The 25,198-nt window shown below is 73.2% G+C and carries 20 protein-coding genes and 1 riboswitch; of the genes, 11 read left to right on the forward strand and 9 right to left on the reverse strand.

Annotated elements, in window-relative coordinates; all coding sequences use genetic code 11:
• Positions 1-18 precede the first annotated feature (18 nt).
• On the reverse strand, positions 19-387 hold the full coding sequence (gene gcvH, locus AB0M02_RS20895; RefSeq protein WP_364229064.1) for a glycine cleavage system protein GcvH: 369 nt from the start codon (positions 385-387) through the stop codon (positions 19-21).
• Positions 388-512: 125 nt separating this feature from the next.
• Positions 513-607: riboswitch (glycine riboswitch) on the reverse strand.
• A gap of 97 nt (positions 608-704) precedes the next feature.
• Here gcvH and AB0M02_RS20900 point away from each other — a divergent pair.
• Positions 705-1,043 carry a hypothetical protein gene (locus AB0M02_RS20900; protein WP_364229066.1) on the forward strand — a complete coding sequence of 113 codons (339 nt, stop codon included), beginning with the start codon at positions 705-707 and terminating at the stop codon, positions 1,041-1,043.
• 6 nt (positions 1,044-1,049) lie between these two features.
• Here the strand turns inward: AB0M02_RS20900 and AB0M02_RS20905 are convergent, their stop codons facing one another.
• A complete protein-coding gene (locus AB0M02_RS20905) occupies positions 1,050-1,622 on the reverse strand; it encodes a TetR/AcrR family transcriptional regulator (RefSeq protein WP_364229068.1) in 573 nt (190 codons plus the stop codon).
• A gap of 87 nt (positions 1,623-1,709) precedes the next feature.
• On the opposite strand from AB0M02_RS20905, the gene AB0M02_RS20910 reads away from it, so the two are divergent.
• Positions 1,710-2,924, forward strand: a complete 1,215-nt coding sequence (locus AB0M02_RS20910; RefSeq protein WP_364229070.1) for an MFS transporter — start codon at positions 1,710-1,712, stop codon at positions 2,922-2,924.
• Positions 2,925-2,937: 13 nt separating this feature from the next.
• Here the strand turns inward: AB0M02_RS20910 and AB0M02_RS20915 are convergent, their stop codons facing one another.
• From AB0M02_RS20915 to AB0M02_RS20925, 3 genes are read right to left on the reverse strand one after another with little or no spacing between them, the layout of a single operon-like run.
• Positions 2,938-3,678, reverse strand: a complete 741-nt coding sequence (locus tag AB0M02_RS20915) for a hypothetical protein (RefSeq protein WP_364229072.1) — start codon at positions 3,676-3,678, stop codon at positions 2,938-2,940.
• Entirely contained in the window at positions 3,675-4,217 is a 543-nt protein-coding gene (locus AB0M02_RS20920) for a sigma-70 family RNA polymerase sigma factor (RefSeq protein WP_364229074.1), read from the reverse strand. Before AB0M02_RS20920 ends, AB0M02_RS20915 begins: the two co-directional genes overlap by 4 nt.
• The gene (locus AB0M02_RS20925) at positions 4,214-4,531 is read right to left on the reverse strand and encodes an IPT/TIG domain-containing protein (protein ID WP_364229076.1); all 318 of its coding nucleotides are present in this window, start codon (positions 4,529-4,531) and stop codon (positions 4,214-4,216) included. The genes AB0M02_RS20920 and AB0M02_RS20925 overlap by 4 nt, the downstream gene beginning before the upstream one ends.
• A 178-nt stretch (positions 4,532-4,709) precedes the next feature.
• Between AB0M02_RS20925 and AB0M02_RS20930 the strand changes: the two genes are divergently transcribed.
• The 5 genes from AB0M02_RS20930 to AB0M02_RS20950 all read left to right on the forward strand — a co-directional run bounded on the left by AB0M02_RS20930 (position 4,710) and on the right by AB0M02_RS20950 (position 11,517).
• Positions 4,710-6,602: a helix-turn-helix domain-containing protein gene (locus AB0M02_RS20930; RefSeq protein WP_364229077.1), complete on the forward strand. Its 1,893-nt coding sequence runs from the start codon at positions 4,710-4,712 to the stop codon at positions 6,600-6,602.
• Between the two features lie 74 nt (positions 6,603-6,676).
• Positions 6,677-8,011 (forward strand): MFS transporter, encoded by a 1,335-nt coding sequence (locus tag AB0M02_RS20935; protein WP_364229079.1) that lies wholly within the window; start codon positions 6,677-6,679, stop codon positions 8,009-8,011.
• 22 nt (positions 8,012-8,033) lie between these two features.
• A complete protein-coding gene (locus AB0M02_RS20940) occupies positions 8,034-9,596 on the forward strand; it encodes a PQQ-binding-like beta-propeller repeat protein (RefSeq protein WP_364229081.1) in 1,563 nt (520 codons plus the stop codon).
• 47 nt (positions 9,597-9,643) lie between these two features.
• Positions 9,644-9,943, forward strand: coding sequence for a hypothetical protein (locus AB0M02_RS20945; RefSeq protein ID WP_364229083.1), 300 nt, complete (start codon positions 9,644-9,646; stop codon positions 9,941-9,943).
• Complete coding sequence (locus tag AB0M02_RS20950) at positions 9,940-11,517, forward strand: amidase (protein ID WP_364229084.1); 1,578 nt, start codon at positions 9,940-9,942, stop codon at positions 11,515-11,517. Before AB0M02_RS20945 ends, AB0M02_RS20950 begins: the two co-directional genes overlap by 4 nt.
• A gap of 4 nt (positions 11,518-11,521) precedes the next feature.
• On the opposite strand, the gene AB0M02_RS20955 is transcribed toward AB0M02_RS20950, so the two are convergent.
• The gene (locus AB0M02_RS20955) at positions 11,522-12,682 is read right to left on the reverse strand and encodes an EAL domain-containing protein (RefSeq protein ID WP_364229086.1); all 1,161 of its coding nucleotides are present in this window, start codon (positions 12,680-12,682) and stop codon (positions 11,522-11,524) included.
• 67 nt (positions 12,683-12,749) lie between these two features.
• Complete coding sequence (locus AB0M02_RS20960; RefSeq protein WP_364229088.1) at positions 12,750-13,547, reverse strand: hypothetical protein; 798 nt, start codon at positions 13,545-13,547, stop codon at positions 12,750-12,752.
• 120 nt (positions 13,548-13,667) lie between these two features.
• On the opposite strand from AB0M02_RS20960, the gene AB0M02_RS20965 reads away from it, so the two are divergent.
• The 3 genes from AB0M02_RS20965 (at position 13,668) to AB0M02_RS20975 (ending at position 18,917) form a co-directional block, all read left to right on the forward strand.
• Positions 13,668-17,864, forward strand: coding sequence for a hypothetical protein (locus AB0M02_RS20965; protein ID WP_364229090.1), 4,197 nt, complete (start codon positions 13,668-13,670; stop codon positions 17,862-17,864).
• An 89-nt stretch (positions 17,865-17,953) separates the two neighbouring features.
• Positions 17,954-18,454: a hypothetical protein gene (locus tag AB0M02_RS20970; RefSeq protein ID WP_364229092.1), complete on the forward strand. Its 501-nt coding sequence runs from the start codon at positions 17,954-17,956 to the stop codon at positions 18,452-18,454.
• Positions 18,455-18,530: 76 nt separating this feature from the next.
• Positions 18,531-18,917 (forward strand): hypothetical protein, encoded by a 387-nt coding sequence (locus tag AB0M02_RS20975; RefSeq protein ID WP_364229093.1) that lies wholly within the window; start codon positions 18,531-18,533, stop codon positions 18,915-18,917.
• 51 nt (positions 18,918-18,968) lie between these two features.
• On the opposite strand, the gene AB0M02_RS20980 is transcribed toward AB0M02_RS20975, so the two are convergent.
• A complete protein-coding gene (locus AB0M02_RS20980) occupies positions 18,969-19,796 on the reverse strand; it encodes an anti-sigma factor (RefSeq protein ID WP_364229095.1) in 828 nt (275 codons plus the stop codon).
• Complete coding sequence (locus AB0M02_RS20985; RefSeq protein ID WP_364229096.1) at positions 19,793-20,467, reverse strand: sigma-70 family RNA polymerase sigma factor; 675 nt, start codon at positions 20,465-20,467, stop codon at positions 19,793-19,795. Before AB0M02_RS20985 ends, AB0M02_RS20980 begins: the two co-directional genes overlap by 4 nt.
• Before the next feature lie 82 nt (positions 20,468-20,549).
• Here AB0M02_RS20985 and AB0M02_RS20990 point away from each other — a divergent pair, with 82 nt between their 5' ends.
• Entirely contained in the window at positions 20,550-24,725 is a 4,176-nt protein-coding gene (locus AB0M02_RS20990) for an FtsK/SpoIIIE domain-containing protein (protein ID WP_364229098.1), read from the forward strand.
• The last annotated feature ends 473 nt before the right edge of the window (positions 24,726-25,198 follow it).

Consider the following 25,198-nt stretch of genomic DNA (forward strand, 5'->3'; position numbering starts at 1 on the left):
CTGAACTTCACACGTGGGTCAGGGGGTGTCGAGGAGGTCGGCGTAGCCGGTGGCGTTGAGCAGGGCCGGTGTGCCGGTCACCCGGAGGCGGAACAGCCAGCCCGCGCCGTAGGGGTCCTTGTTGACCAGGCCGGGCTCGGCGTCCAGGGCCGGGTTGACCTCGACGATCTCACCGTCGGCCGGTGCGTAGACCTCGCTGACCGACTTGGTGGACTCGATCTCGCCGCACGGGTCGCCGGCCGTCACGACCGTGCCGGGTGCGGGGAGTTCGACGAAGACGACGTCGCCGAGCGCGTCCGCGGCGAAGGCGGTGATGCCCACCGTGGCGGTCTCGTCGTCGGTGAGCCACTCGTGGTCGCGGCTGTATCGCAGGTGCTGGGGAATCACGGAGAGGCTCCTCGCTGAAAAGGGGTGTGCCTCCCTCGCTCTGTCATGGGGCCTGAGAGGTTCACCGCGGTCAGCGGCTTGCACCGTGGGCGCGGGACAGCGCCGTCCCGGCTTTCCAGAGTCGCCTGTCCGCTGCGGTACCGGGGCCTGAGAGATTCTGAGGGAGAAGTTGCTCCTTCGGCGCCCCGCTCGGCGACGGGGACTCTCCCGCGGCGGCTGAAACGGCGAGAAATTTTCACTTGTGGAGGCCAAAGCTAGCTCGGCCGGCTCGCGACGGTCAAGATCGTCGTTTACTTCCACCCGGTAGCATTCCACGCGTGGGTGACGCCGATGTTCAGAGTGCGCTGAAGCTGGTGAGCCAGGCCGCCGGGCTCTACGGCGTCACCGAGGAGGACGTGCGCCAGTGGCGGGCCGGCATCGCGGAACGGCCGGCCTGGGCGCAGCGGGCGCACGTGTCGGGCGCCATCGCCCAGCGGCTGGTCGTCACGGCGACCGAGCACCGCCAGGACTGCGACCGGGAGTCGTGCCGCACCTGCGACGGGCTGCGGGAGATGCTGACGATCGCCCTGGCCGGGGTCCGGACCGTCGTCGACGACCAACTGTCCGAGACGTTCCGGCGCCCGTCGGTGTGGCCGTGGCGGCGCGGCCGTTCCTGAAACCGCCTACCGCCGGGCCGCGTCCAGCAGAACTGCCGCCATCGCCCGAGCTGTGATCGCCGCCAACGGCCCGCGGCCCTGCCGGGCCCCCACGATCGCCCCGTCGTACAGCACGATCATCTCCTCGGCGAACTCCGCTGGATCGGCAACACCGGCGTCGCGGGCGAGCTCGGCGAACAGGGAACGCGTCCAGTCCCGGTTGTGGTCGGCCTCCTCGCGTACGACCCCCGACGGGTCAACCTCCGAGCCCGCGTTGTAGAACGCGCACCCCCGGAATCCCGGCTTCCCGGCGCTCTCCGCGAGCAGGTCGAACACGACGAGCAGCCGATCCCGGGGGTCGGTGAATCGCGAGACGCCGCCGAGGATGCGGGCGCGCCGGCTCTCGTGCCGCCCTCTCAGATACGCCCTGATCAGCTCGTCCTTGCTCCCGAACGCGCTGTAGAGGGACGCCTTCGCGACTCCGGCGCGCTCGATCACCCGATCGATGCCGACGGAGTGCACGCCCTCGGCGTAGAACAGCTCGTCCGCGGCGGCGAGGAGGCGCTCGCGGGCCGACTTGCGGGGTGACGCGACTGACATGCCTTGACGGTAGCAGACAGATCTGTCTACCGTCAGGGGCGACTAGACAGACCTGTCTGTATAGCGATCAAGTTGAGGAGTGTCGCCATGACCCAAGTGCTGCCCGCCGTACGCGAACGGCGGCTCAGCCGGCCCGCGGCCTTCGCCTCGATCGCCGCGATCCTGGTCGTCTTCGCGGCCGCCGCCGCCGTGCCGTCCCCGCTCTACGTCGTCTACCAGCGGCAGTGGGGCTTCTCCGCGGCGACGCTGACCGTGATCTTCGCCGTCTACGTGGCCGCGCTGATCGGCACGCTGCTCGTTCTCGGTGCCCTCTCCGACCACATCGGCCGCCGCCCCGTGCTGGCCGGCGCCATCGTCCTGGAGTCGGTCGCGCTGATCCTGTTCCTGGTGGCCGGCGACGTCGGCACCCTGGTAGCCGCCCGGATCGTCCAGGGTGTGGCGACAGGCGCCGCCCTGAGCACGCTCGGCGCCGCCCTGATCGACCTGAACCCGTCCCACGCGCCGACCCGCGCCGGCCTGATCACCGGCATCGCGCCGACCGCCGGCCTCGGACTGGGCGCCCTCGGCTGCGGCATCCTGGTCGAGTACGCGCCGTTCCCGACCCACCTCGTGTTCGCCGTCCTGCTGCTGGGCATGGCCGCCGCCGCGGTCGCGGTCGCGTACCTCCCGGAGACCGCCACCCGGCGGCCGGGCGCGGTGGCCTCGCTGACGCCGCGGCTCGGTGTCCCGGCCCGGCTGCGCGCCGACGTGTTCGCGCTGCTCCCGATCATCGTGGCCAGCTGGGCGCTCGGTGGTCTCTACCTCTCGCTCGGCCCGTCCGTGGCGGCCGACTCGTTCGGTCTGCACGACCACCTGATCGGCGGCCTCGTCGTGACGCTGATCTGCGGCACCGGCGCGGTCACCTCGTTCCTGCTGCGCGGCGTGCCCACCCCGCGGGTCCTCGCCCTCGCCGGCACCGGCCTGTTCGCGGGCGGCGTGATCGCCGTCGCCGGGATGTCCGCCGAGAACCTTCTGCTCGGCGCGCTCGGCACGATCGTCTCCGGTGCCGGGTTCGGTGCGGCGGCACTGGCCTCGTTCGGCACTCTCGCCCGGCTTGCCGCCCCGCACGAGCGCGGTCAGCTCCAGGCCGTGGCACTGGTCGTCTCCTACACCGCGTTCAGCCTCCCCGCCGTGATCGCCGGCGTCCTGGCCGGCCGGATCGGCCTGCACTCGACCGCGCTGCTCTACGGCGGAGCGGTGGCCGCTCTCGGCGCTCTCGCCCTCGTAGCCCAGGGCCTCCGGACCAGGAATCAGAGGCCCTGAGCGACGAGAAGGACTAACCCAGCGTGGAAGGGCGGTGCGAAGTGGAGCCGTCGGCGGTGTGCACGACCACGGTCAGCGTGTCCACCTCACCACCCTCGGCGCCCGGCCACCAAGCCGCCCACCAGCCGTTGCGCACGCTGGCCTGCAGCACCTTGCCGCTGTCCAGCCGCACGTCGACACCGGTGACGCCGGCGCCTGTCAGCCCGACGATGTTGGACCACTGCCCGTCACCGTCGCCGAGGGAGCTCATCGTCTCCAGATCCACCGCCCCCTGCGCCGGAACCTTGATCCGCGACTCCTCGACGAGTGCCATCGACGCCATCGTCGAGGAGTCGCCGGCGTTGAGGCACTCCACCACCGTGCCGTCGTCCTTGCGCAGGATCAGCAGGGTGGCCAGCCCGCGCTGTTCGGCCAGCAGCACGTCATCCGGCACGACCGGGTCGTCACCGGCGCACTCGCGGGCCTGCGGCATCACCTGCTCGCCGGTGAGCGAGCCGGGCGCCGGCGTCCACGCCGCGATCGCCTCCTCAGCAGCTCCCGGCAGCAGCGCCGGCACCGCCACCGCACCCACCGCGCCCACCGCCACCGCCGCGGCCGCGGTCACGCCCACCCGGCGCCACGCCGTCTGCGGCCGGTGCTCCGGTACGCCGTTGAGCATCCGGTCGATCGAGGCCCGCGAGCGGGCCCACTCCATCTCGCTGGGTTCCCGCCCGCGGGACGGGTCCAGCACGGCCAGCTGATCAAGGTCGTTCATGCTCGTGTCCATGCCTGTTCTCCGAGGTCGTGGGTGCGTGCGGGTCCGGCGGCCGGTTCCAGGGCGTCGCGCAGGCGCTGCCGGGCGCGGCCGAGCCGCATGGCGAACGCGGTGCGGCGGCAGCCGAGCACGGTTGCGGCCTGCTCGGCGGTCAGCCCGTCGAACGCGATGAGGGCGAGGATCTCCCGGTCCGCGGGGCGCAGCGCGCGCCACGCGCGTTCCAGATCGATGCGTACGGCGGCGCCGGCGGCGGTGTCCGCCGGCCCCCGTGGTTCGAGGGCGACCAGCCGGACGTCCAGTGCTCTGCGGCGCAGCCAGCCGCGGTTGCCGTTGGCCATGGTCCTGCGCGCCACGGCGAACAGCCACGGCCGGGCGTCCTCCGGCACGTCGCCGAAGCGCCGCCATGCCGTCAGGAAGACCGTGGACACGATGTCCTCGGCCTCATCGGCCGGCACGCGGCGCTCGACGAACCGCAGCAGATCGGGATAGGTGTCCCAGTGCAACCGGCGGAACCGGTCGTCCGGGGTCTCGTTGTTCATGCCCGGTACCTGTCCGGCTCCCGGCCGGTTGTCACACCTGAGTCTGGCGTGGTGACCGTGACGTCGACGACGCCGCCGGCCGGGTTCGGCGGCACGGTCACGGTCAGCTGGGTCGGGGTGGCCAGGAACGGCGCGCGGACCCGGCCGAAGCGGACCGCGCCGGTGCTGTCCAGGTTCTCCCCGGTGATCTTGAGGGTGGTGCCGCCGGCGGCCACCCCGTTGCGGGTGGACAGGCCGGTCACCACCGGGGCGGCGAGAGCATCCGTGCGCCGGCCCAGGCCCGACAGGGCGGCACCCGCACGGACGTGGTCCATGGGGCCTCACCGGGATCAGGGAGCATCGGGGTGGGACCAAGGTGCGTGGGTACGGGTCCCGAACGGTGCCGCAGCCGGTTGCGACTCGGTTGTGGCGACCCGCGACATGCCGGAGCGGGGCGGGATGTCGGACCCGTACATGGAGCGGCGCCGCCGGACCGCCTAGGGTGGCGCCATCATGCACGAGCTGGATTACCTGGACCTGCTGGCGCGCGAGGCCGCCCTCGTCGAGTTCGAGCGCCCGCTGATTGCCGCGCGGACCGCCGGGCTGGCCGGTGCCGAGCTCGCCGAGCTGGAGCAGGCGAAACTGCTCGCGCTGCGGGTGCGCACGCTGCTGGAACGCCGGCGGCGCCGCGAGGAGGAGCTGTCCGCGCTCTACGACACGGCCGGCGACCTGTCCGGGCTGCGGGACGTGGACGCGGTGCTGCGGGCGATCGTGCACCGGGTCCGGACGCTGCTCAACGTGGACGTCTCCTACATGACGCTCAACGACGCCGAGCGGGGCGACACGTACATGCGGATCACCGACGGGTCGGTGGCGGCGAGCTTCCAGCGGCTGCGGCTGGCTCCCGGCGCCGGGCTCGGCGGACTGGTCGCGCTGACCGGGACGCCGTACGCCACCGCGAACTACGCCACCGACGCCCGTTTCGAGCACACCACCGACATCGACCACGGTGTCGCGGACGAGGGTCTCGTGGCGATCCTCGGCGTACCCATGCGGCTCGGATCCACCGTGATCGGCGTGCTCTTCGCCGCCAACCGCGCCGAGCGGCCGTTCGCCCGTGAGGAGGTGGCGCTGCTGCTCTCGCTGGCCGCGCACGCCGCCGTCGCGCTGGACACGGCCCGGCTGCTCAGCGAGACGCAGGCCGCCCTGGCCGAGCTGTCGGCCGCGAACGCGGTGATCCAGGCGCACAGCGAGTCGGTGGAGCGCGCGGCCGCCGCCCATGACCGGATGACCGCGGTCGTGCTGCGCGGCGGTGGCGTGGAGGACGTGGCGGCCGACCTGGTGGACGTCCTGCACGGTTCTCTTCTTGTGATCGACACGCATGGGCGTACCCTCGCCACCGCCACCACCAAGGCCGAGCCCGTCGACGCACCGCGACCCACCGCGGCCGAGGTGGACGAGGCCCTGGCCGCGTCCCGGGGCCAGGGCCGCAGCGTGCGCCGCGGAGACCTGGTAATCGCCGCCGTGGTGGCCGGCGCCGACAACCTCGGCGCCCTCGTGCTGCGCCCGGGCGGCCCGCTGACCGGCGCCGACGAGCGCATCCTGGAACGCGCCGCCCAGGTCACCGCTCTGCTGCTGTTGTTCCGCAGGACCGTCGCCGACGCCGAGGCGCAGGTCCGCGGCGACCTGCTCGACGACCTGATCAGCCGGCCGGGCACCGACCCGCAGGCGGTACGCACCCGCGCCGGCCGGCTCGGCCTCGACCTGGACGCGCCGTACGTCCTGGTGGTGGCCGGTGACGAGAGCGCGGACGGGCTGCGGCAGCGCGCGGTGTCGTGGGCGCGGACCTTCGCCGCCGCCCGGCACGGCCTCGCGATCGGCCGCGACGGGCGGATCGCGTTGCTGCTGCCCGGCGAGGACCCGGCCGCCACCGCGCGCCTGGTCGCGAGGGAGCTCGGGCGCACGCTCGGGCGCGAGATCACCGCCGGAGGTGCCGGACCGGCCCGCGGCGGCGAGGCTGTCGGGCCCGCCTACCGGGAGGCGGACCAGTGCCTGAGCGCGCTGTTCACGCTGGGCCGGGCGGGCGGTGGCGCGGGCACCGCCGAGCTCGGGTACGTCGGCCTGCTGCTCGGCGACCGCCGCGACGTCGCCGGGTTCGTGCACAGCGCTGCCGGGCCGGTCATCGACTACGACCAGCGCCGCGGCACCGCGCTGGTGCGGACCCTCGAGGCGTACTTCGAGGCCGGCGGCGGGCTGGCCAAGGCCGCGGAGACGCTGCACGTGCACGTCAACACGGTGACCCAGCGCCTGGAACGCGTCGCCCAGCTGCTCGGGGACGACTGGCAGCAGCCGGCCCGCGTCCTCGACCTGCAGCTGGCGCTGCGCCTGCACCGCCTGCGTGGCTGACCGACACGTCCAGCACCGTCAATGTGTGGCGGGGATCCATGGGTTGGCGGCGACCGTGGACGTAGCGTCCGGTCATGTCCACCGATGCCACGACGCGCGCCGCCACCGGCCGCACCCCCATCGTCAAGGTCGTCTTCGCCTCCCTGGTCGGCACCGCCGTGGAGTGGTACGACTTCTTCCTCTACGGCTCCGCGGCCGCCCTCGTCTTCGGCACGCTGTTCTTCCCGTCCTCGGACCCGGTTACCGGCACCCTGCTCGCGTTCGGCACGTACGCTCTCGGCTTCGTCGCCCGCCCCCTGGGCGGTGTGGTCTTCGGCCACTTCGGTGACCGGGTCGGCCGCAAGCGGATGCTGGTCGTCTCGCTGATGCTGATGGGCCTGGCCACCGTCGCGATCGGCCTGCTGCCTACGTACGCGACGATCGGCGTCGCCGCGCCGATCCTGCTGCTCACCTGCCGCCTGCTGCAGGGCTTCGCGGTCGGCGGCGAGTGGGGCGGCGCCGTGCTGATGGCCGCCGAGCACGGCGACGACGCCCGCCGCGGCTTCTGGTCCTCCTGGCCGCAGGCCGGTGTGGCGCTGGGCAACCTGCTCGCCACCGGCGTGCTGTGGCTGCTCGCGCTGTTCCAGCCGGACGAGCAGTTCGAGGCCTGGGGCTGGCGCATCCCGTTCCTGCTCAGCGCGGTCCTGGTGCTGGTCGGGCTCTGGGTGCGGCTGACCATCGAGGAGTCGCCGGTCTTCCAGCAGGCGCACGCTCAGCTCGCCGGCCGCAACCACCAGCCGTTGCTCGAGGTGGTCCGCCGGTACCCGCGGGAGATCCTGCTCGCGATGGGCATGCGGCTCGCCGAGAACATCTCGTACTACCTGATCACGGTCATCTCGATCACCTACCTGACCACCTTCGCCGGCACGTCCGCCGACAAGAGCATGATCCTCACCGCGCTGCTGATCGGCTCCGCCGTCCAGTTCTTCGTCATCCCGGCGGTCGGCGCGCTGTCCGACCGGATCGGCCGCCGCCCGCTGTACCTGACCGGCGCGGCCGGTGTCGCCCTCTGGTCGTACGTCTTCTTCGGCCTGGTCGGCAGCCGCTCCGAGGGCCGGATCATCCTCGCCGTCGTGGCCGGGCTGATCCTGCACTCGCTGATGTACGCCCCGCAGGCCGCCTTCTTCTCCGAGCTGTTCGGCACCTCGGTCCGCTACACCGGCGCCTCGGTCGGTTACCAGCTGGCCTCGATCCTGGCCGGCGCGCTGGCCCCGATCATCGCCCTGAAGCTGCTCGGCGACGTCGACGACCCCAACACGACGGCCGTGGCGATCTACATGACGGTCGCCTCGATCATCACGATCGTCGCGGTCCTGCTGGCCCGCGAGACGGCCGGCTCGTCGCTGGAGCACGACCGAACCATCGATTGACGTCACCTTCTACTGTGGGCGGATGCGCCGGACAATGTCCCTCCTGGGTGCCGTTCTCCTGCTCACCGTGGCCACCGCTGTCCCGGCCGCCGCGACCGGCCGGGACGGTGACTGGCCGAGCTGGCAGGGCGACACGCGAGGTTCCCGCCACGCCGCCGCCGAGCACCGGATCACCGCGGCCAACGTCGGCGGGCTCAAGCTGAAGTGGGCGTTCGCCTATCCGCAGACGGGCGCCCCGGTCAAGAGCCAGCCGGCGATCGTGGACGGCACCGCCTACTTCGGCGGCCCGGACGGCGTGTTCTACGCCCTCGACGCGCGGACCGGGGCCACCCGATGGACGTTCTCGCTGCTCTCGGTGGATCCGGCGGCCGGTGCCGCGATCGTGCTGGACGGCCCGGCCGTCGCGCGCGGCAAGGTCTACTTCGGCGACAGCCGGGGGTACGTGTACGCGCTCGACGCCCGCACCGGCCGGCTGCGCTGGGCGAAGGACACCGACGCCCACCCGGCCGGCATGCACACCAGTTCACCGCTGTACTACCGCGGCCGGATCTACATCGGCTCGTCCAGCGGTGAGAACACCGGTGACGCGAACTCACCGTGCTGCACGTTTCGCGGGCACATCGACGCGCTCGACGCCGAGACCGGGGAGACGGCCTGGCGCTACTGGACCGTTCCCGAGCCGCGGCAGACCGGCACGTGGCCGTCCGGCGCGCCGCGGTTCGAACCGTCCGGTGCCGGTGTCTGGAGCTCACCCGTGATCGACCCGGACACCGGCACGCTGTACGTCGGCACCGGGCAGAACTACACCGGCAGTGCCGGCGACTTCGACTCGCTGCTCGCCCTGGACGCCCGCACCGGCGCGGTCCGCTGGAAGCAGCAGGTCACCAAGGCCGACACCTGGCGCAGCCTGTGCAACGACCCGGAGCCGGAGGGGTACTGCCCGGGGCTGGGCGACGGCAGTGCGCTGGACTACGACATCGGCGCGACACCGAACATCTTCCGGACCGGCGGGCGCACGCTCGTCGGCGTCGGGCAGAAGAGCGGGGTCTATCACGCGTTCGACGCGCGTACCGGTGCGGTCGAGTGGCGGCGGCAGGTCGGTGTGCCCCTGCCCAGCGGCGGCATCTCCGGCCTGCAGTGGGGCAGCAGCTACGACGGCCACCGGATCTACGTTGCCAGCTACTTCGCCGACCCCGGCGCAGTGGTCGCGCTGGATCCGGCGACCGGGCGGGAGGTGTGGCGGACGCCGAACCCGGCCGACGGCTGCACCACCGGTGGGGCGGCGGCGCACCCCGGCGTCTGCACACTCGCGCACGCCCCGGCCGTGACCACCAGTCCCGGCGTCGTCTTCGAGGGCGGCAACGACGGCAAGTTCCGGGCGTACTCGGCGCGGACCGGTGCCGTGCTCTGGCAGTTCGACACGATCCGCGAGTTCGCCGGGGTGAACGGCCTGACCGGGTACGGCAGCGCCCTCTCCGGCAACGGCGGCGCCGTCGTGGCGAACGGGATGGTGTACGTCCAGGCCGGATACTGGCCGTTCTATCCGAGCCCGTACGGAAACGTGCTCCTCGCCTTCAGCCTCTGACCTGCCCGACACAGGGACGACACAGTCCGCTCCAAGAGTGATCAACTATGGCTGTCACTCCACCGACGGACGCCGAGCTCGACACCATGATCAGAGCTCGGCTGGCGTCGCTCGGCATCGACCTGTCCCAACTCCCGCCCGGAACCGCCGCCGACCCCGTGACCGGCTCGCCGGGCCAGGCCTCGGTCCTCGCCTCGCTGCGCTCGTTCGTGCGGGGCAGCGTCACCACCCTCGCCGCCTTCCAGCTGCCCGCGCCGGCCGGGACCGACCCGGCGCACGCGGCCGCGTACTCCCAGCAGCCCGCGCCGATGCTCTACCCCTCGATCAGCACGGAGTGGCGCCGGTGAGCGCCCTGCACCGGCGGGCGTTCCTGACCCGCACCGCCGCGGTCGCCGCCGCGGCCGCCACCGGGGCGACGGCCCTGCCCGCGCCGGCCGGCGCCTTCACCGGCGGCACACCCCACTTCAGCTCGGGCGCCTACGTGCGCCCACGCCCCGAAGCCCTGGACGACCCGACCGAGCTGACCCTCGCCGAGGCCGCCTGGGCGATCAGGTACGGCAAGCTGACGCCGTCCGAACTCGTCGAGGCGTACCTCGCCCGCATCGGCACCTTCGACCCGGTCTACCAGGCGTTCAACACCGTCCTCGCCGACCAGGCCCGTGCCGCGGCCAAGGCCGCCGGCCGCCGGCGGCACACCGGGCCGCTGCATGGCATCCCTTTGGCGATCAAGGACAACTACTGGACCGCCGGGGTGCGGACCACCGCCAACTCGTACCTCTTCCAGGACTTCGTGCCGCCCGCCGACGCCACCGCGGTCGCCCGGCTCAAGGCGGCGGGCGCGATCGTGCTCGGCAAGACCCAGATGGGCCCGCTCGCCACCACCCGGGCGACCACCCCGGACGGTCGCATCACCACGGTCAACGCCTGGACGCCGACGATCCCCGGCACCGATCCGGGCGGCTCGTCGACCGGCACCGCGACGTCGGTGGCCGGGCGGATGGCCACCTCCGGCACCGGGACGCAGACCGGCGGCTCGATCACCGCGCCCTCCAACGCGCAGAACCTGACCGGGCTCAAACCGACGATGGGCCGGGTCTCGCTGGCCGGCATCATCCCGCTCAGCTACACCCGCGACCATCCCGGCCCGCTCGCCCGCGACGCCAAGGACGCGGCGATCATGCTGACCGCCATGGCGGGGGAGGACCCGGCCGATCCGCGCACCCAGGGCCTTCCGCCGCTGCCGGACCTGATCGAGGCGGCGACGCCGGCCTTCGTGCGGGGCAAGGTCCGTGCGCGGCGCACGCGAGTCGGCGTTCTTCCGGGGTACGCGACGAGCGCACCGCGGCAGGCCCTCCTCGCCACCCTGGACGCGATCGACGGGATCAGCCTGGTCGACGTGCCGCTGCCGGACCAGTGGGACCTGCTGACCGGCACCGAGTTCAACAACGTGCGGCTGCCCGAGCGCAGTGAGCCGTTCATGCCGTACCTGCGCACCGACCTGCGCGGGTTCGGTGTCTCGCTGACCGGCTGGCTTCAGGGCGCCCTGCTCGGCTCGAACGAGTTCCTCACCGGCCAGCGCGCCAAGCTGCTGCTGCTGGAACGCGTGCTGGACCAGGTCTTCGAGAGCTGCGACGTGGTCGTGCAGACCAGCCCGGTGCCGTTCGACATCCTGGGCCTGCCGGAGATCGGCTTCCCGATCGGGTTCACCGCCGCCGGCGTCCCGGTCGGCGCGATCCTCGGCGCGGCCCCCTACGAGGAGGACCGCCTGCTGTCCGTCGTCGCCGCGTACCAGGCGGTCACCGACTGGCACTGGCGGCGCCCGGCCGACCCACCGGCACCGGCACTCGCCGCCCGCGCCATGACCGCCTCCGACGACCGGGGCCGGCTCACCGCCGAGGAGGTCGCCGAGCAGACGCAGTGACCGGTCAGCCCGCGCCGTGGCGGCTGAGCAGGGCGCGGGCCACGGCCGCCACCGTGGGCAGGTCGGCGGTCTCCAGGACGTCGGGTCCGCGTACGCCGAGGGCCGCGCCGTACCCGGCGCCCAGCACCACCGCGGCGAACTCGCCGGGTGCCGGGTCGTCGACCAGGATCAGGGAGCGGGCCCGGCCGAGCAGTTCGGGCAGCGGGACGCTCACGCCCGGCAGGCCGCTGTCCGGGCCGGAGACCACGACCACCGTGTCCGGGTCGTGGGCCACCAGGTCGCGCAGCCGGTCGATGCCGGCGCTCACCGCGGCCGGTGTCGCCGCGGACGGCGGGCGGTGCGCGGTGGCCGCCTCGAACGGGGTCCGGAACGACACGTGGAAGCCGGGGCGCGGGCCGCGCAGGGCCTCGGCCGCCGCCGGGTCGAAGTCGTGGGTGACCTGATCGAGCGGTGCCGGGCGGCCGAACAGCCAGCCCTGGCCCCAGTGCGCGCCGAGCTCGCGGGCGACAGCGAGGTCCTCCTCGGTCTCGATGCCCTCGGCGATCACCAGGGCGCCGGTCCGCAGCGCCTCCGCGCGGACCACCGCGGCCACCTGCCGGGTGAGCGGGGCGTGTGGTTCGCGGACCAGGCTCATGTCGAGCTTGATGACCTCGGGTTCCAGGATCGGCAGGAAGGCGAGCGACATCGGGTCGGCGCCGACGTCGTCCAGCGCGATGCTGTTGCCGAGCCGCTCCACCAGCCCGGACAGCCGCAGCATGCTCGCCGGCACGCTGGGCAGGGCGCGCTCGGTGAACTCCAGGACCTCGCGGAACGGCAGCCCGCCGACGAGTAGATCGACCAGGCGCGGGGTGAGCGGCTGGTCGAGCACGGCCGGTTCGGCGTTGACGAACAGCAGCGGGGGACGCACGGCGGCGGCGATGGCGTGCTCCAGCGCCAGCTCGCTGCAGAGCCGGTCGAGGTGGCCGAGGCAGCCGGACTCCCGGGCCGCCGCGAACAGGCGGTCCGGGAACTCCAGCGCGGTACCGGCGGGACCGCGGGCCAGCGCTTCCAGGCCGGTCACCCGGCGCGTGGACAGCTCCACGATCGGCTGGTACATCGGCCGGATCAGTCGCCGGTCCAGCACCTCGCCGATGCTGAGCGACGGCGCCTGAACGGTCTCGGTCATCGAACCCCCCATGCACGGAACGCCAGCGTGATCGGCGGCCGGGACGTCTTCTTGAGGCTCGTACGTATTAAGAAAGCGCGAGTGCCGCGCGGTGACCCACCTGCTGCACCACGATGTCGACGTCGAGGGCCGACGCCGCAGCGCGGTCGATCTCGGCCGCGAGCTCTCCGGTGGCGGTGCGGCCCAGGTCACGCAGGTATCTGCGGACCACCAGCAGGCGGAACTCGGCGGCGGCCAGCTCGGCGACCTCCAGCTTGCCGGCTCGATCGGTCCGGGCGACCAGGCGCCGCGCCAGCTGGTCGAACGGTTCGGGTTCCCGCCCGGCCAGGCCCAGGACAAGGCGGTGCTGCTCCCAGCGCGCGGTCAGCGCGTCGGCGACGAGCACGATACCGCTCGCGGCCCACTGCCGGACCACCGGGTTGTACCGGCTCACCACCGTCATCACCGGGCTCAGCTCGTCGCCGTCGCTCTGGCGGCGCTGCTCGACGACATAGGTGGTGGTCAGCGCCTGTAGCCGGCGCTGCGCGCGGCGCAGTGGATCGAGCGAGCCGACCCGGCGTACCCCGGCGGTCAGGGGGCGCAGGAACTTCAGCGCCGCCTTCGGGGTGTCGTCGAAGGCGTCGGTCAGGTCGGCGGCCAGTTCGAGGCGGTCCTCACCGGGCAGCGCGCGCCCGGCCAGGAACTCGGTGAACGCGATCACCTCGTCCAGCTGCCGGCGCGTCAGGGTCAGCCCGCGCGACGTGGCGACCACCTCCGAGGGCTCGGCCGGATCGAGAACGACGCCGCCGGCCGGGAAGCCGGTGGGGCCCTCCAGCCAGTGCTCGGTGTCCAGCGGGGACGGGTGGTGGCCGGTCTGCACGGTCATCGGAACCTCCAGGTCTCTTCTCGTCGTCCTGGTTTCGCCGCGGGAACCGCTCCGGGTTCCCGCGGCGAAGACGGGCTGTCGACAGCTCCCGCACGGGGAGTGCGCGGAAGGGGGCGGACGATGGCCTTTGTCGGTATCGATGTGCAGGGGACGCGGGCGCTGGGCCAGGTGCTGCTCGACGTCGCGGGCCGGACCGAACAGACCCGGCGGCAGGCGGTCGCCGCGCTCGGCCTGGCCGATCTGACCGGTCAGTCGCCGACGCAGCTGACGCTCGTGCACGAGGGACTCAAGAAGCTCGGCAACGGCGTTCTGGAGAAGGCCGACCTGGCCGAGCGGTTCACCATCGACCCGCAGCAGACCGCGGCGAGCCTGGGTGCCACACCGGCCGAGCTGAGCGGCGCGATCGCCGGGCTGCTCGGGTTCGCCGGGCCGCGCAGCCTGCGCGACGTCCTGCGCGGCCTGCCGCCGAAGGGCGCTTCCGCCGCCCTGGACGCGGCGCTCGCCCGGCTGTCGCCGCTGCTGCTCGGATCCGCCGCGCCGAAGCTGCCGGAGCCGCCGCCCGCCGAACTCGTCGCCGATCTGCAACTGCTCGCCAAGCAGCTGGGCATCGAACACGTCGGCCCGCCAGCACCCGCCGAGATCGAGGTCAGCGGCAAGGGCTTCTTCGGCGCGCTGCTGCGACGGGTCCAGGTCCGCGACGGCACCGAGGTGTTCTACAACGATTTCTGGTCGGACGGGCGGACGGTCGCCGAGGTGCTCGCGAACCCGGCCCAGCTGCTCGCCTGGATCAGCGGGACGGTCGAGCTGGACCGCCGGATGCACCTGGCGGCCGGGCTGCCCACCCTCGCTGACGCGCTGGACAGCTACGAGTTCGCCCGCGGCGAGTCCGGTGCGCGGCCCGACCTGACGGCGATCGAGAGCTACCTCCCGGCGCTGCTGACCGGCCGTACCTCCGCGGCGCCGGACGCGGCGCAGCTGGCGCAGACGCTCGCGTTCGCCACGTACGTCGGGTGGAAGGACCCCGGCGGTACCGACAGCTTCGCGTCCGCGATCGCCTACCTGCGGGCCAACCGGATCCTGGAGAGCGCGCTGCTGCCGACCGGCTTCGAGGGTGACACCCAGCCGCTCGCGTTCTTCAACGCGGCCGGCATCGCGGCCACCCTTCAGCTCGGCCGCGACTCCGGCGTGCTCGACCCGGCCTATCTGACCGGCCTGGGCAGCCTGCTGGACCGCCTCGCGGCGGCGGTCAAACTCGACTTCACCGGTGCGCCGCCCGAGCTCACCGAGACCCTTCAGCAGCAGCTGTTCGCCTTGGTCGCGTCGCAGATCCCGCGCTCGCTCGCGGACTCACCCGCCATCCAGAGCCAGTTCATCGCCTCGCTCGGCCACCTGCGGCAGGCGACCTCCGGCGCGGATCTGCGCCTGCGGATCCTGGACGTGGTCGCGGCGTTCCGGACGATCGCGGTGGTGGGCGCGCCGGCGCTGACCGAGCGCCAGCTCACCGCGATCGTCGGTGATCAGGTGCTTGGTGTGCTGGGACGCAGCCGGCTGAGGCTGCGCAACGAGGGCGCGATCCGCAGCAGCCCGGAGTTCCTGCTGGTGGCGCGCCAGTTCGGCATCCCCGGATCGCGCAAGGAGGAGATCGGCAAGTACAAGTTCAGCTTCAGCTTCGACGAGCTCGGCGTCCTCACCGGCATCCGGCGCAAGAAGAAGAGCTGGCTGTCGCGCGCCTGGGACAGCATCAAGGCGGTCGGCAAGGCGATCCTCGAGTCCTGGAAGGACAACCCGTTCAAGGCGATCTTCCAGGTCGGCAAGATCGCGCTGGGCGCGCTTAGCCTGGTGGTGCCGGGTCTGCAGGTGGTCGGTGCGGCTTCGCTGGCGCTCAGCCTCGGCGAGGCCGCATATCATGCGATAGAGGGGGATTGGCTCGCTGCCATCGGCGCCGGCCTGTCGGCGTTCACGGCCGGGACTAACATCTTCGGTACGGCGGTCGACGCGCTGCAGGGCACTGTGCTGGAAGGCGTGTTCAACTCCTCGATGCTGGACGTGCTGCGAAACGCCAAGCGCGCCTTCGACATCGGGACCTCGGTGCTCCGGTTCACCCAGGCCGACGGTCTGCTGGACACGGTGACGGCCGGTCTCGGCGCGGCGGGCAGCATCCTCGGCAACGGCGGCCAGATCATCGGCAGCCTCGGCCTGGACAAGCAGTTCGCCGAGGACCTGGTGCGGCTGGGCACGACCGTGCTGGACGTGAACCGGGTCGCCGCACCGGTGATCGGCGTGATCGAGGCCATCCGCAAGGGCGACCTGCTGGCGGCGTTCGGCAGTGGGCTGGCCGCGATCTCCGCCGGTGCCGCCGCCGTGGCCAACCCGAAGGGCGTGCTCAGCGGGAAGCCGGGAGAGTCGCTGTTCGAGTTCGCCCCCGGCGACCGGGAGGCGCTGCAGTCGCTGGCGCAGGGCACCGGCGTGGCGGCCAGCCTGGCTCGGGCGATCAAGGCGGCGGACACCGGGAACGCGTTCCAGGCGGGCGCGGCCCTGGCCGAGGCGGCCCGGATCCTGAACGGGCCCCGTCAACCGGGCGACCCGCAGGACGAGTCGCTGGGCAACCCGGCCGAGTTGGCCAAGCGGGTCGCCGAACTCGGCGCTGTCCTGGAGGCGGTGTTCAAGGGGGCGAACCCGGCCGTCGCCGCGCCGATCGTGGTCCGCCAGCTGGGCCGGGTGGTGGACGCGCTCAACCCGGCGCCGCCGCCCAAGGCGTCCCAGCCGCAGGCGGTCGGCGGGGTGGCCGCGCCGCTTCCCGGGATCTCGGTGACCGCGCCCGGCACGAACTCCATCCCGACGCCGGTGCCGTCCTTCGGCGGGCTGCCGCTCCCGGTGCCCGGCGACCTGCCGTTCCCGGCGCCCGGCGCGTCCCCGGCGCCCGGTGTGGATTCCATTCCGGAGCCGGTGCCCGGCATCGTCGTCGGTGACGCCAGGCCGATCGCGCTCACCACCTTCGCCGCCGCGGACGATTCCCTCGTGGGCGGCGCAGGCTCGGACACCCTGGCCGGCGGCGACGGGGACGACACGCTCACCGAGGTCAGGACGGTCTTCGCGGCCGAGACGACCGCCGCGGTCGGCCTTCTCGGCGACGACCCGGAGATCCGTACGACGCCGTTCCCGTTCGTCTGGCGGCCGGAGGCGCCGCTGAGCGTCGTCGAGGCGGTCGGGACCGAGGTGGACCCGGCGGTGGGCAACTCGGATCCGGGGAGTGTCTTCGGCAATCCGGTCGTCCGCACGACGCCGATGCCCTTCCTCTGGCTCGGGCAGCCGGAGACGCAACTCAACACCCCGATCGACTGGTCGCAGCTGGCCACCCCGGCGTTCACCCCCAACCCGATCATGGAGGGCGGGTCGCGTACCCAGGAGGGCATGCTGCTCATCGCGGGTGGCGGCACGTCGGTGCAGGGGCCGTGGGAGGCGTCGCACAGTGTCTACGGCGGTGCCAAGCTCGGCGCGCAGTACGTCGACAACAACGGCGGGCCGGTCGACGGCGTGACGCTGACGGCCAACGTGGGCGCCGGGTTGCAGCGCGGGCCGTACGGCTTCAACGTCCAGGTGACCAGCGACGTCAACGTCTCGCCGATCCTCGACGGCCAGTGGCCGATCATCACGAACGACACGATCGCCGGGGTGAATCTCCCGTACATCGGGGCGGTCGGTTTCCGGGCCACCAACGGCGACATCCGCTGGGTGGAGCAGAGCGACTTCGCCAGCGCGTGGGGCGGCGGCGTCGGTGCGATGGCCGGCGTGAAGTTCCCGGTCGGCGAGGGCTGGGCGCTCGACCGGATCGCCGAGATGTCGGGCCTGGCCCCCGAGCAGGTGCAGATGGTCCGGGACGCGCCGGACGGCACACGGCTGGCGTTCGACGTGAGCCCGGACTTCAGCGGGCCGTTCCAGCCGCCGTTCGGGCAGACCCTGGACATGGGCGAGCCGAACCCCGCGGAGCCGGCCCTCGGCGGGGGCTTCAGCTCACCGGAGGCCTCACCGGAGGCCCCGGCGGTTCCCGGTGACGGCGGCACGTTCGTCGGTGGTGGTGGCACGTTCCTCGGCGGCGGTGCCACGGGAGACATCCCCCTCGTCCCGGACGGCATCACCCTCGACTTCGGCGGGCTGGACTCGTTCGGCCTGAGCTCGTTCAACGCCGGGCCGTTCGACGACTACAACCTGGCCGACTACGGGTTCGGCGACTACGACTTCGCGGGCTCCAGCGCCGCGGAGTACGGCATCACCGACTACGGATTCGCGAACCTCGACTTCGGCTCGTACGAATTCTGAGATTTCTGGGCTGGGCGGGAACCGCCGCGTCCACTCACGACGAATGCTTCATGAGACCACATACAACACATTTCGGAAGGAGCTCCATCATGATCGCTGGCATGCTCGGTGGCGACACCGCACAGATCCAGGCGCACGCCACCGCGTACCGGGCCCTCGGCGACAACCTCGTCGCCTGCGGCACCAACGTCGTGTCCACCACCGACAACGCCGTCGCCGGGCTGCAGGAGCAGATCAGCTCCGCGCAGACCGCCGTCGTCTCCTCCCTGCAGGCGGTCAGCCAGGAGTCCCGCTCGGTGGCCACCGGCTTCAGCGGCATCCAGTGGACCGGCGCCAACCGGGCGCAGGCCGAGGAGGTCGGCATCGAGCTGGACGCCCGGGTCACCGAGACGACCGTACGTGTCCAGGAGCTGTTCGAGACCTTCCGCGCCGACCTGGCCCGCCTCGGCGGCGAGCTCAGCGAGGTGGCCGGGCAGTTCAACCTGGTGGCGGCCGCCGCCGGCGAGTCCGCGGCCTCCCTGAGCACGGCCATGGACGCGCAGGCCGTCCAGCTCGACGAGGTCATGAACACCGGGATCGTCCGGGGCTGACCCCGCGCGCAGCAAGCGAACGAGGCCGTGACGGGAGCTCCGTCACGGCCTCGGCTCACGAGAGGGGACCGCTGACATGCCCACCGCTGAGGAATTCGAGGCCGCGGCCGAGCAACTGGAGGCCGCCGCGAGGACCACCGCCACACTGATCGACCCGGCCCGCGCCACGATGAGCGGGAACGTGATGATCGGCGGCCAGCTCACCGGCATGGTGACCGAGGAACTGGACGCCGCCGCGAAACTCCTGGACGGCGTCACCACCGAGCTGACCGAGCTGGCGGTCACCTGCCGTCAGCGCGCGGAGGCCGCCCGGGTCGCCGTCGCCGAGGCGCAGGCGTTCGCCGCGTCGTACGCGGACTACGAGAGCGACCTGCGGCGCTGGCAGGAGGCGAGCGACGACCACCGGGCGGATCCGGGCTCACCGGATCCGGGACCCCGGCCCGAACCGCCGCCGGCTCCGTGAAAAGCGAACGGCCCCGCACCTGCTCCTCGGTGCGGGGCCGTTTCGGTGTGGTCAGGGCGCCAGGTCGGCGGTCATCACGACCAGCGTGGACGGTGTGGGCGGGTCGCCCTCGGCCTGCAGGGTGATGGAGAGCGTGGGATAAGCGGCCGGGTCGACACCGCTCCACAGTTCGATCGGCGCGCCGGTGCGGCGCCAGTGGAACGATCCGATCGGCACCTTGCCGGCCGGCCCGGTCAGCCAGGCGGCGTAGTAGGAACCCGGCGCGGCGGCCGGCAGCCTCTCCGGCTGGATGGTGATCGAGAACCCGCCGGGCTCGGCGACGATCTCGCCGGTCGCGGTGGCCTGCGGTGCCAGGGTGGTGCCGGCGGCGGCGAACGGCTCACCGTCCGGCTGCTGGACCAGGGCACGGTCGACCGCGAGCACGGCGAACGTGAAGACGGCCGCGGCGACGACCGCGGTCGGGATCGCCCAGGCCATCCGGGGCAGCTGGGGGAACCAGCGCTCGGGATGCCACCATGCCCTGCCCGGCGGGCTCGGGTGTTCGAGTTCCGGCGCGGGCTCGGGCACCACATCGGGCACGGTCTCCGGTGTGGTCTCGGCCGTGACCTCCGCGACGGCGTGGGAGTTGGCGACCGCCGGGGCCTTGCCGGCGCGGGCGGCGGCCAGAATGCTGTCGCGCAGCGCCGGCGGCGGGCCGCTCCAGGCCGGCTCCGCACTCAGCTGCTCGGCGACCGCCATCAGATAGGGGCTCTCAGCGGCGTCGGTCTCGTCGGCGGTGGACTCGTCGGGGCCCGCGGCGCGCTTGTCGAGATGGGCGGCGAGCAGCGCGACGAAGCCCTCGTCAGGAGCGTCGCCGCCACGAGGCGGCTCTGCGTTCATGCGTCGTCCCTTCGCTGCCGAGGCGCTGTCCCCGTATGGGTTCGGCTGCCGGACCCCGAAGGGTTCCCGTCCGGCGGGAATTCCGGCACATCCCGCACGTGCTCGAGCAGTTCGGCCAGCCGCCGGTGTGCGCGGTGCGAGCGGGACTTGACCGTACCGACCGGCAGCCCGAGTTGCTCGGAGATCTGCGCGTGGGTCAGATCCTCGTAGAACGACAACCGGACGATCTCCCGCTCGTGGTCGCTGAGCTGGCGCAGCGCCTCCTGTACCGCCCAGGATATCCACGCGCGGTCGAGGTCCGGCGGATCGACGACGGCGTCGTTGTCCTGCTCGGCCTCGTGACCGCCCCGGGTCGGGCGCAGTTCGCGCCGCAACAGGTCCAGGGCCGTGTACCGGGCGATCGTGAGCATCCACGGGCCCAGGTCACGGTCCGGATCGTACGTCGGTGCCGCGTTCCACGCGCGGAGGAACGCCTCCTGGACGGCCTCCTGCGCGAGGTGGTCCGCGTGCGTGACGGTCATCGCGACCGACCACACCGGACGCGCGTACCGGTCGTAGACCTCGGCCAGGGCGTCGACGTCGCCATCACGGAAGCGTACCCGTGTTGACCTGGGCAATTCCGCACGGGCGGGCGGGCTGGAAGTCGCACTCGGCGGCTTGCTGACGGCCACCGGACAACCATACTGGATCATCGCTTCAGGTAGATGTACCAATGCCGGAAACCGGACGGCGCGTCCGCCGCGAAAGCCGGTCATGAGAATCAGCATCCGGGACCGGCGCACCGGGGCCGGCAGGGACGTGGTGGTCGGTACGGCCACGCCCGAGGCCACCGTCGCGGAACTGCTCGACGCGATCCTCGGCGGGATTCCGTCCGCTGTGGACCTGGACGGGATACCGCTGGCCACCGGCACCCGGATCGCCGATCTCCCGGCCCGTGCCGGGTCGGTGCTCGGCTTCGGCGGGCCCGCTGCGGCGCCCGAGGACGGCCCGCGCGGCGAGCCGGTCGAGATCCGCCGGATCGCCGGGCCCGAGTCGGGTCACGCGGCGGCCCTGGCGCCGGGGGAGTACCTGATCGGCCGAGGCGGGCCGGGCGCGCTGACGATCGGCGAGGTGCGGCGGCCGGTCCTGCACGTCGAGGTGGGCGATCAGGTACGGGTCACCGCGATGCACGACGACGACCCGGTTCGGCTGGACGGCGACGAACTGCTCACCGGCGAGCCGGAGACGGGCACGGTGGTGGTCACCGGCGACACGGTCTTCCGGCTGGCCGCCGTGCCGCCCGGCGCGTGTCTTCCGCCGCCACCCCCGGCTGACCCCGGCGGGCGGGTGCCGTTGGTCCGTACCCCCAGAATCGCGACGCCCCCGGCGGCGACCCACGTGCCGGTGCCCGCACCTCCCGCTCCTCCCGCCGCCCCCGTCCCGATGTCCTGGCTGATGATGCTCGCGCCGCTGCCCGTCGGCATCGTGATGGCGCTCGTGTTCAGCCCGTTCTTCCTGCTGATGACGCTGATGACCCCGCTCATGGGCCTGGCCCGGTGGGTGGAGTCGAAGTGGCAGGCGCGCAAGGACGCGAAGCGGCTGGCGGTGGCGAACGCGGCGGCGCTCAAGCAGTTCAGCGCGGACCTGGAGACGCGGCGCGCGGTGGTCGGTGCGGCGGCCCGTGACGGGTACGCCGACCTCGCCCAGCTGTCCCGCCGAGCGAGGTCCGGACGGGCGCTCTGGCAGGTCCGCCCCGGCGACGACGACGAGATGCGCACGGTCCTCGGCTTCGGTGACGGCACCTGGCGGCCCGACCTGGGCCGCCGCACCGACCCGCTGACCGACCGCCCCGCCCTGGCCGAGGCCCTCGCCGACCGCACCCGCCTGATCGACGTCCCGGTCCACCTGGACCTGCGCGCCCGCACCGGCCTCGGCGCGATCGGCCGCGACGAGGCCCGCCGCGTCGTGGCCGCCGTCGTCCTCGACCTGGTCACCCGGCACGGCCCCGCGGATCTGTCCCTGGTGATGCTCGCCGAGCCGGCGCGCCTGGCCGCGTGGGACTGGGCCAAGTGGCTGCCCCACCTGGCCGGCGACGACGGGCTGCCCCGCGTGGCGACCGACCCGGTGCCCGCCGCCGAACTGCTGGCCGGGATCGAGGCCGCCGCCACCGACCGGAAGGCGACGGCGCACTTCCTGGTGGTGGTGGACGGCGCGAGCCTGCTCACCGGGCGGGTCGCGGCGCTGCTGGGACGGCTCGCCGCCGGTCGTGGCCGTACCGTCGTGGTGGCCGAACGCGCCGAGGAACTGCCGTCGGTCTGCCAGTACCTCCTGGAGTCCGGGACCGGCCGGCTCACCGACGCGGTGACCGGAGAGCGCTGGGCGGACGTGATCCCGGTGCAGGCCGGCGCGGCGATGTGCGAGCCGGTCGCCCGCTCCCTCGCCCAGTGGAGCGACCCCGAGCAGGCGGCCGCAGCGGCCGTGCTCCCGGACCGGGCACGGCTCATGGACCTGCTGCTCGCCGCGGCGTCCGGGCCGGACGGACTGGCCCGGCCGATCACCCGGCTGGACGCGGGAGCCGTCGGCGCGTGGTGGCAGCGCGGTGCGGCCGGTCTGCGCGCGACGGTCGGGGTGACCGAGGAGGGCCCGCTCACCCTGGACCTGCTGGCCGACGGACCGCACGGCCTGGTCGTCGGGACCACGGGCGCGGGCAAGAGCGAGTTGCTGCGTACCGTGGTGGCCGCCCTGGCCTGCACCTACTCGCCGGACGTGCTCACCTTCCTGCTGGTCGACTTCAAGGGTGGCGGCGCGTTCGACGCCTGCTCCGCGCTGCCGCACACGGTCGGCCTGGTCACCGACCTCGACGAGCACCTGGCGGCGCGGGCCCTGCGCTGCCTGCGGGCCGAGCTCCGCCACCGCGAGCTGCGGCTGCGCGAGGCCGGGGTCAGCGACCTGCGCGACTACCTGGCGCCGCACCCGCCCCTGCCCCGGCTGGTCATCGTGATCGACGAGTTCGCGACGCTCGCCGTGGAACTGCCCGGCTTCCTCTCCGCGCTGGTGGACGTCGCCCAGCGCGGCCGCAGCCTCGGCATCCACCTGCTGCTCGCCACCCAGCGGCCGCAGGGCGTGGTGGACGGGAAGATCCGGGCCAACACGAACCTGCGGGTCGCGCTGCGGGTGCAGGACGACGCGGACTCGCGCGACGTGCTCGGCACCCGGCAGGCGGCGGACATCGACCGGCGTCGGCCGGGGCGCGCGTACGTGCGGCTCGGCGCCGGCGAGGTGGTTCCGGTGCAGACGGCGCTCGTGTCGGCGGCCGGGCCGGGCGCCAGCGGCGAGCGGATCTCGGTCACACCGTTCACGCTGGTCGCGGACGCTTCGGTGGCCGAGACACCGGCGAGCGTGGACGGGCTGCCGACGGACCTCGAACACCTGGTCGCGGTGACGACAGCGGCCGCGGACGCGGGAGGCTACGAGCCGCCGCGGGTGCCGTGGCCGCCGCCGCTGCCGTCCGAGGTGGACGGATGGGACCTGCCGGCGGACTCGGCCCGGGTGCCGCTCGGGATCGTGGACCTGCCTGACGAGCAGCGTTCCGACACGTGGTGCTGGGAACCGGGCGACGGCGGGACCGTGGTGCTCGGCGCCGACTCCGCGTCCACCGGCGCGGTCCTGATCTCGGCCTGCCTGGGGCTCGCCCGGGTACGCCCACCCGACCAGCAGCGGATCTTCGTACTGGACGGGCTGGGCGGCGTGTTCGGGCCCCTCGCCGGCCTGCCGCACGTCGGCGCGGTGGTCGGCGCGCACGACGGCGAGCGGCTGCGCCGGGTCCTCGACCAGTTGGACGCCGAGGTGGCGGCGCGGCGCGCGGGTACCGCCACCGGCGCGGACATCCTGCTCGTCGTGGCCGGCTGGGCCGCCCTCGCCGAGGCGGCCGACCGGGCCGGGCTGGCCGACGCGGAACAGCGACTGGAACGACTCCTGCGCGACGGCGGCACGGCCGGGCTGCGACTGCTCGTGTCGGCGCCGCACGATCGTGGGCTGCCGGGGCGGGTACTCGCCCAGATGCCCACCAAGCTCTGCCTGCGGCTTGCGGACGCGACCTCGTACACCGGGCTCGGCCTGCGGGTCCGCGACCTGCCCGAACTGCGCGGACTGCGCGCGGTCGAGATCGCGACGCGGGCCGAACTGCAGATCGGCCGGTACGACGTGGCATCGTCGGTGGAACGGATCGCCGCCCTCTACCCGGACGCGGTTCCGGCGCCGTCGGTCGGCGTGCTGCCCGAGGTGGTGCCGGTGGCCGACGTGCTGAGCGTCTCGGGAGTGTCCGGGTCGAGCTGGCGCCTCGGGATCGGCCGGTACTTCCACGACCTCTCCGTCGCGTCCCTCTCCCTGGCGCCCGGCATGCACGCCGTGGTGGCGGGCCCGCCGGGAAGCGGGCGGACCTCGGCACTGCGGACACTCGCGGCATCCGCGGCAGCGGACGGGACGGTCTGCGTGGTCGCGGCCGACCCGCGAGTGTGGGAGGGCACGCGGGTCACCTCACTCGCGGGGTCGTTCGAGGACCTGACCGGGTGGCCGGCGGACGGGCACGGCCTGCTGCTGGTGGACGGCATCGAGTCCCTGGGCCCGGGCGCGGCGGCGGCACTCGACCGGTTGATGTCGTCGGTTCCGCCGGGCGGCCACGTGGTGGTGTCGGGGCGCGCCGAGGCGTTCCGCGGCATGCAGCCGTGGCAGCGCGCGCTGACGATGTCGCGGACGGGTCTCCTGCTGCGGCCGTCCGCGGACGACGGGGACATCCTGCGGATCCGGTTGCCCCGGGAGGCGCCGCCACGACCGGTGCCGGGTCGCGGTTATCTCGTGGAGGCGGGTGGTACCGCGCAGATCCAGACCGCTTTCGCGGATCCGGTGGCGGCGGTCCTCGGCGACGCCTGGCTGCGGGTGGTGACCCGATGAGCGCGGTCGTGGGAGCCTGCTTCACGGCGGGCGGCGTGGTGCTGGCGGTGGTCCGGCCAGGGCCGGACAGGCTGGTTGCGGTGGGTGAGGTGGGCACGCTCACTTCCAAAATCCTTTCGCGTACGCGTAAACGACTCCGCCTGCCGCGCGACTGCCGGGTGAACGTGGTCTTCGCGACACCACCGGGTGCCGTGGATCCCGCGCAGGCGTCGGGCTTGCTGGCCCGCGCCGGCTTCCAGCCGGTGACATGCGGCCTCGGCAACCCCGCCGGACTTGAGATCGCTCCGGACCTGGCAGCGGCCCTCCTCGCCGGCGAACACCGCCGTGCGGTGGCCGCAGCCGTGGCAATGCTGAGTCGCCCGTCCGTCCCGGCGCCCGTTCCCGTTCCCGATCCCGCCCGGGCTCCTGTCGTTCCCGCCCCGGCTGTCGTTCCCGCCCAGGCTCCTGTCGTTCCCGCCCAGGCTCCTGTCGTT

Origin of the sequence: Actinoplanes sp. NPDC051861 (assembly GCF_040681145.1) — a bacterium.
GTDB lineage: Bacteria > Actinomycetota > Actinomycetes > Mycobacteriales > Micromonosporaceae > Actinoplanes.

Excerpts from the sequence above, each read along its gene's own strand:
- AB0M02_RS20905 (WP_364229068.1), bottom strand. The coding sequence starts at position 1,622 with ATGTCAGTCGCGTCACCCCGCAAGTCGGCCCGCGAGCGCCTCCTCGCC.
- AB0M02_RS20980 (WP_364229095.1), bottom strand. The coding sequence starts at position 19,796 with ATGAACGCAGAGCCGCCTCGTGGCGGCGACGCTCCTGACGAGGGCTTC.
- AB0M02_RS20930 (WP_364229077.1), top strand. The coding sequence starts at position 4,710 with ATGCACGAGCTGGATTACCTGGACCTGCTGGCGCGCGAGGCCGCCCTC.
- AB0M02_RS20990 (WP_364229098.1), top strand. The coding sequence starts at position 20,550 with ATGAGAATCAGCATCCGGGACCGGCGCACCGGGGCCGGCAGGGACGTG.
- AB0M02_RS20925 (WP_364229076.1), bottom strand. The coding sequence starts at position 4,531 with ATGGACCACGTCCGTGCGGGTGCCGCCCTGTCGGGCCTGGGCCGGCGC.
- AB0M02_RS20970 (WP_364229092.1), top strand. The coding sequence starts at position 17,954 with ATGATCGCTGGCATGCTCGGTGGCGACACCGCACAGATCCAGGCGCAC.
- AB0M02_RS20945 (WP_364229083.1), top strand. The coding sequence starts at position 9,644 with ATGGCTGTCACTCCACCGACGGACGCCGAGCTCGACACCATGATCAGA.
- AB0M02_RS20955 (WP_364229086.1), bottom strand. The coding sequence starts at position 12,682 with ATGACCGAGACCGTTCAGGCGCCGTCGCTCAGCATCGGCGAGGTGCTG.
- AB0M02_RS20915 (WP_364229072.1), bottom strand. The coding sequence starts at position 3,678 with ATGAACGACCTTGATCAGCTGGCCGTGCTGGACCCGTCCCGCGGGCGG.
- AB0M02_RS20920 (WP_364229074.1), bottom strand. The coding sequence starts at position 4,217 with ATGAACAACGAGACCCCGGACGACCGGTTCCGCCGGTTGCACTGGGAC.
- AB0M02_RS20975 (WP_364229093.1), top strand. The coding sequence starts at position 18,531 with ATGCCCACCGCTGAGGAATTCGAGGCCGCGGCCGAGCAACTGGAGGCC.
- AB0M02_RS20935 (WP_364229079.1), top strand. The coding sequence starts at position 6,677 with ATGTCCACCGATGCCACGACGCGCGCCGCCACCGGCCGCACCCCCATC.
- AB0M02_RS20940 (WP_364229081.1), top strand. The coding sequence starts at position 8,034 with ATGCGCCGGACAATGTCCCTCCTGGGTGCCGTTCTCCTGCTCACCGTG.
- AB0M02_RS20960 (WP_364229088.1), bottom strand. The coding sequence starts at position 13,547 with ATGACCGTGCAGACCGGCCACCACCCGTCCCCGCTGGACACCGAGCAC.
- AB0M02_RS20910 (WP_364229070.1), top strand. The coding sequence starts at position 1,710 with ATGACCCAAGTGCTGCCCGCCGTACGCGAACGGCGGCTCAGCCGGCCC.
- AB0M02_RS20965 (WP_364229090.1), top strand. The coding sequence starts at position 13,668 with ATGGCCTTTGTCGGTATCGATGTGCAGGGGACGCGGGCGCTGGGCCAG.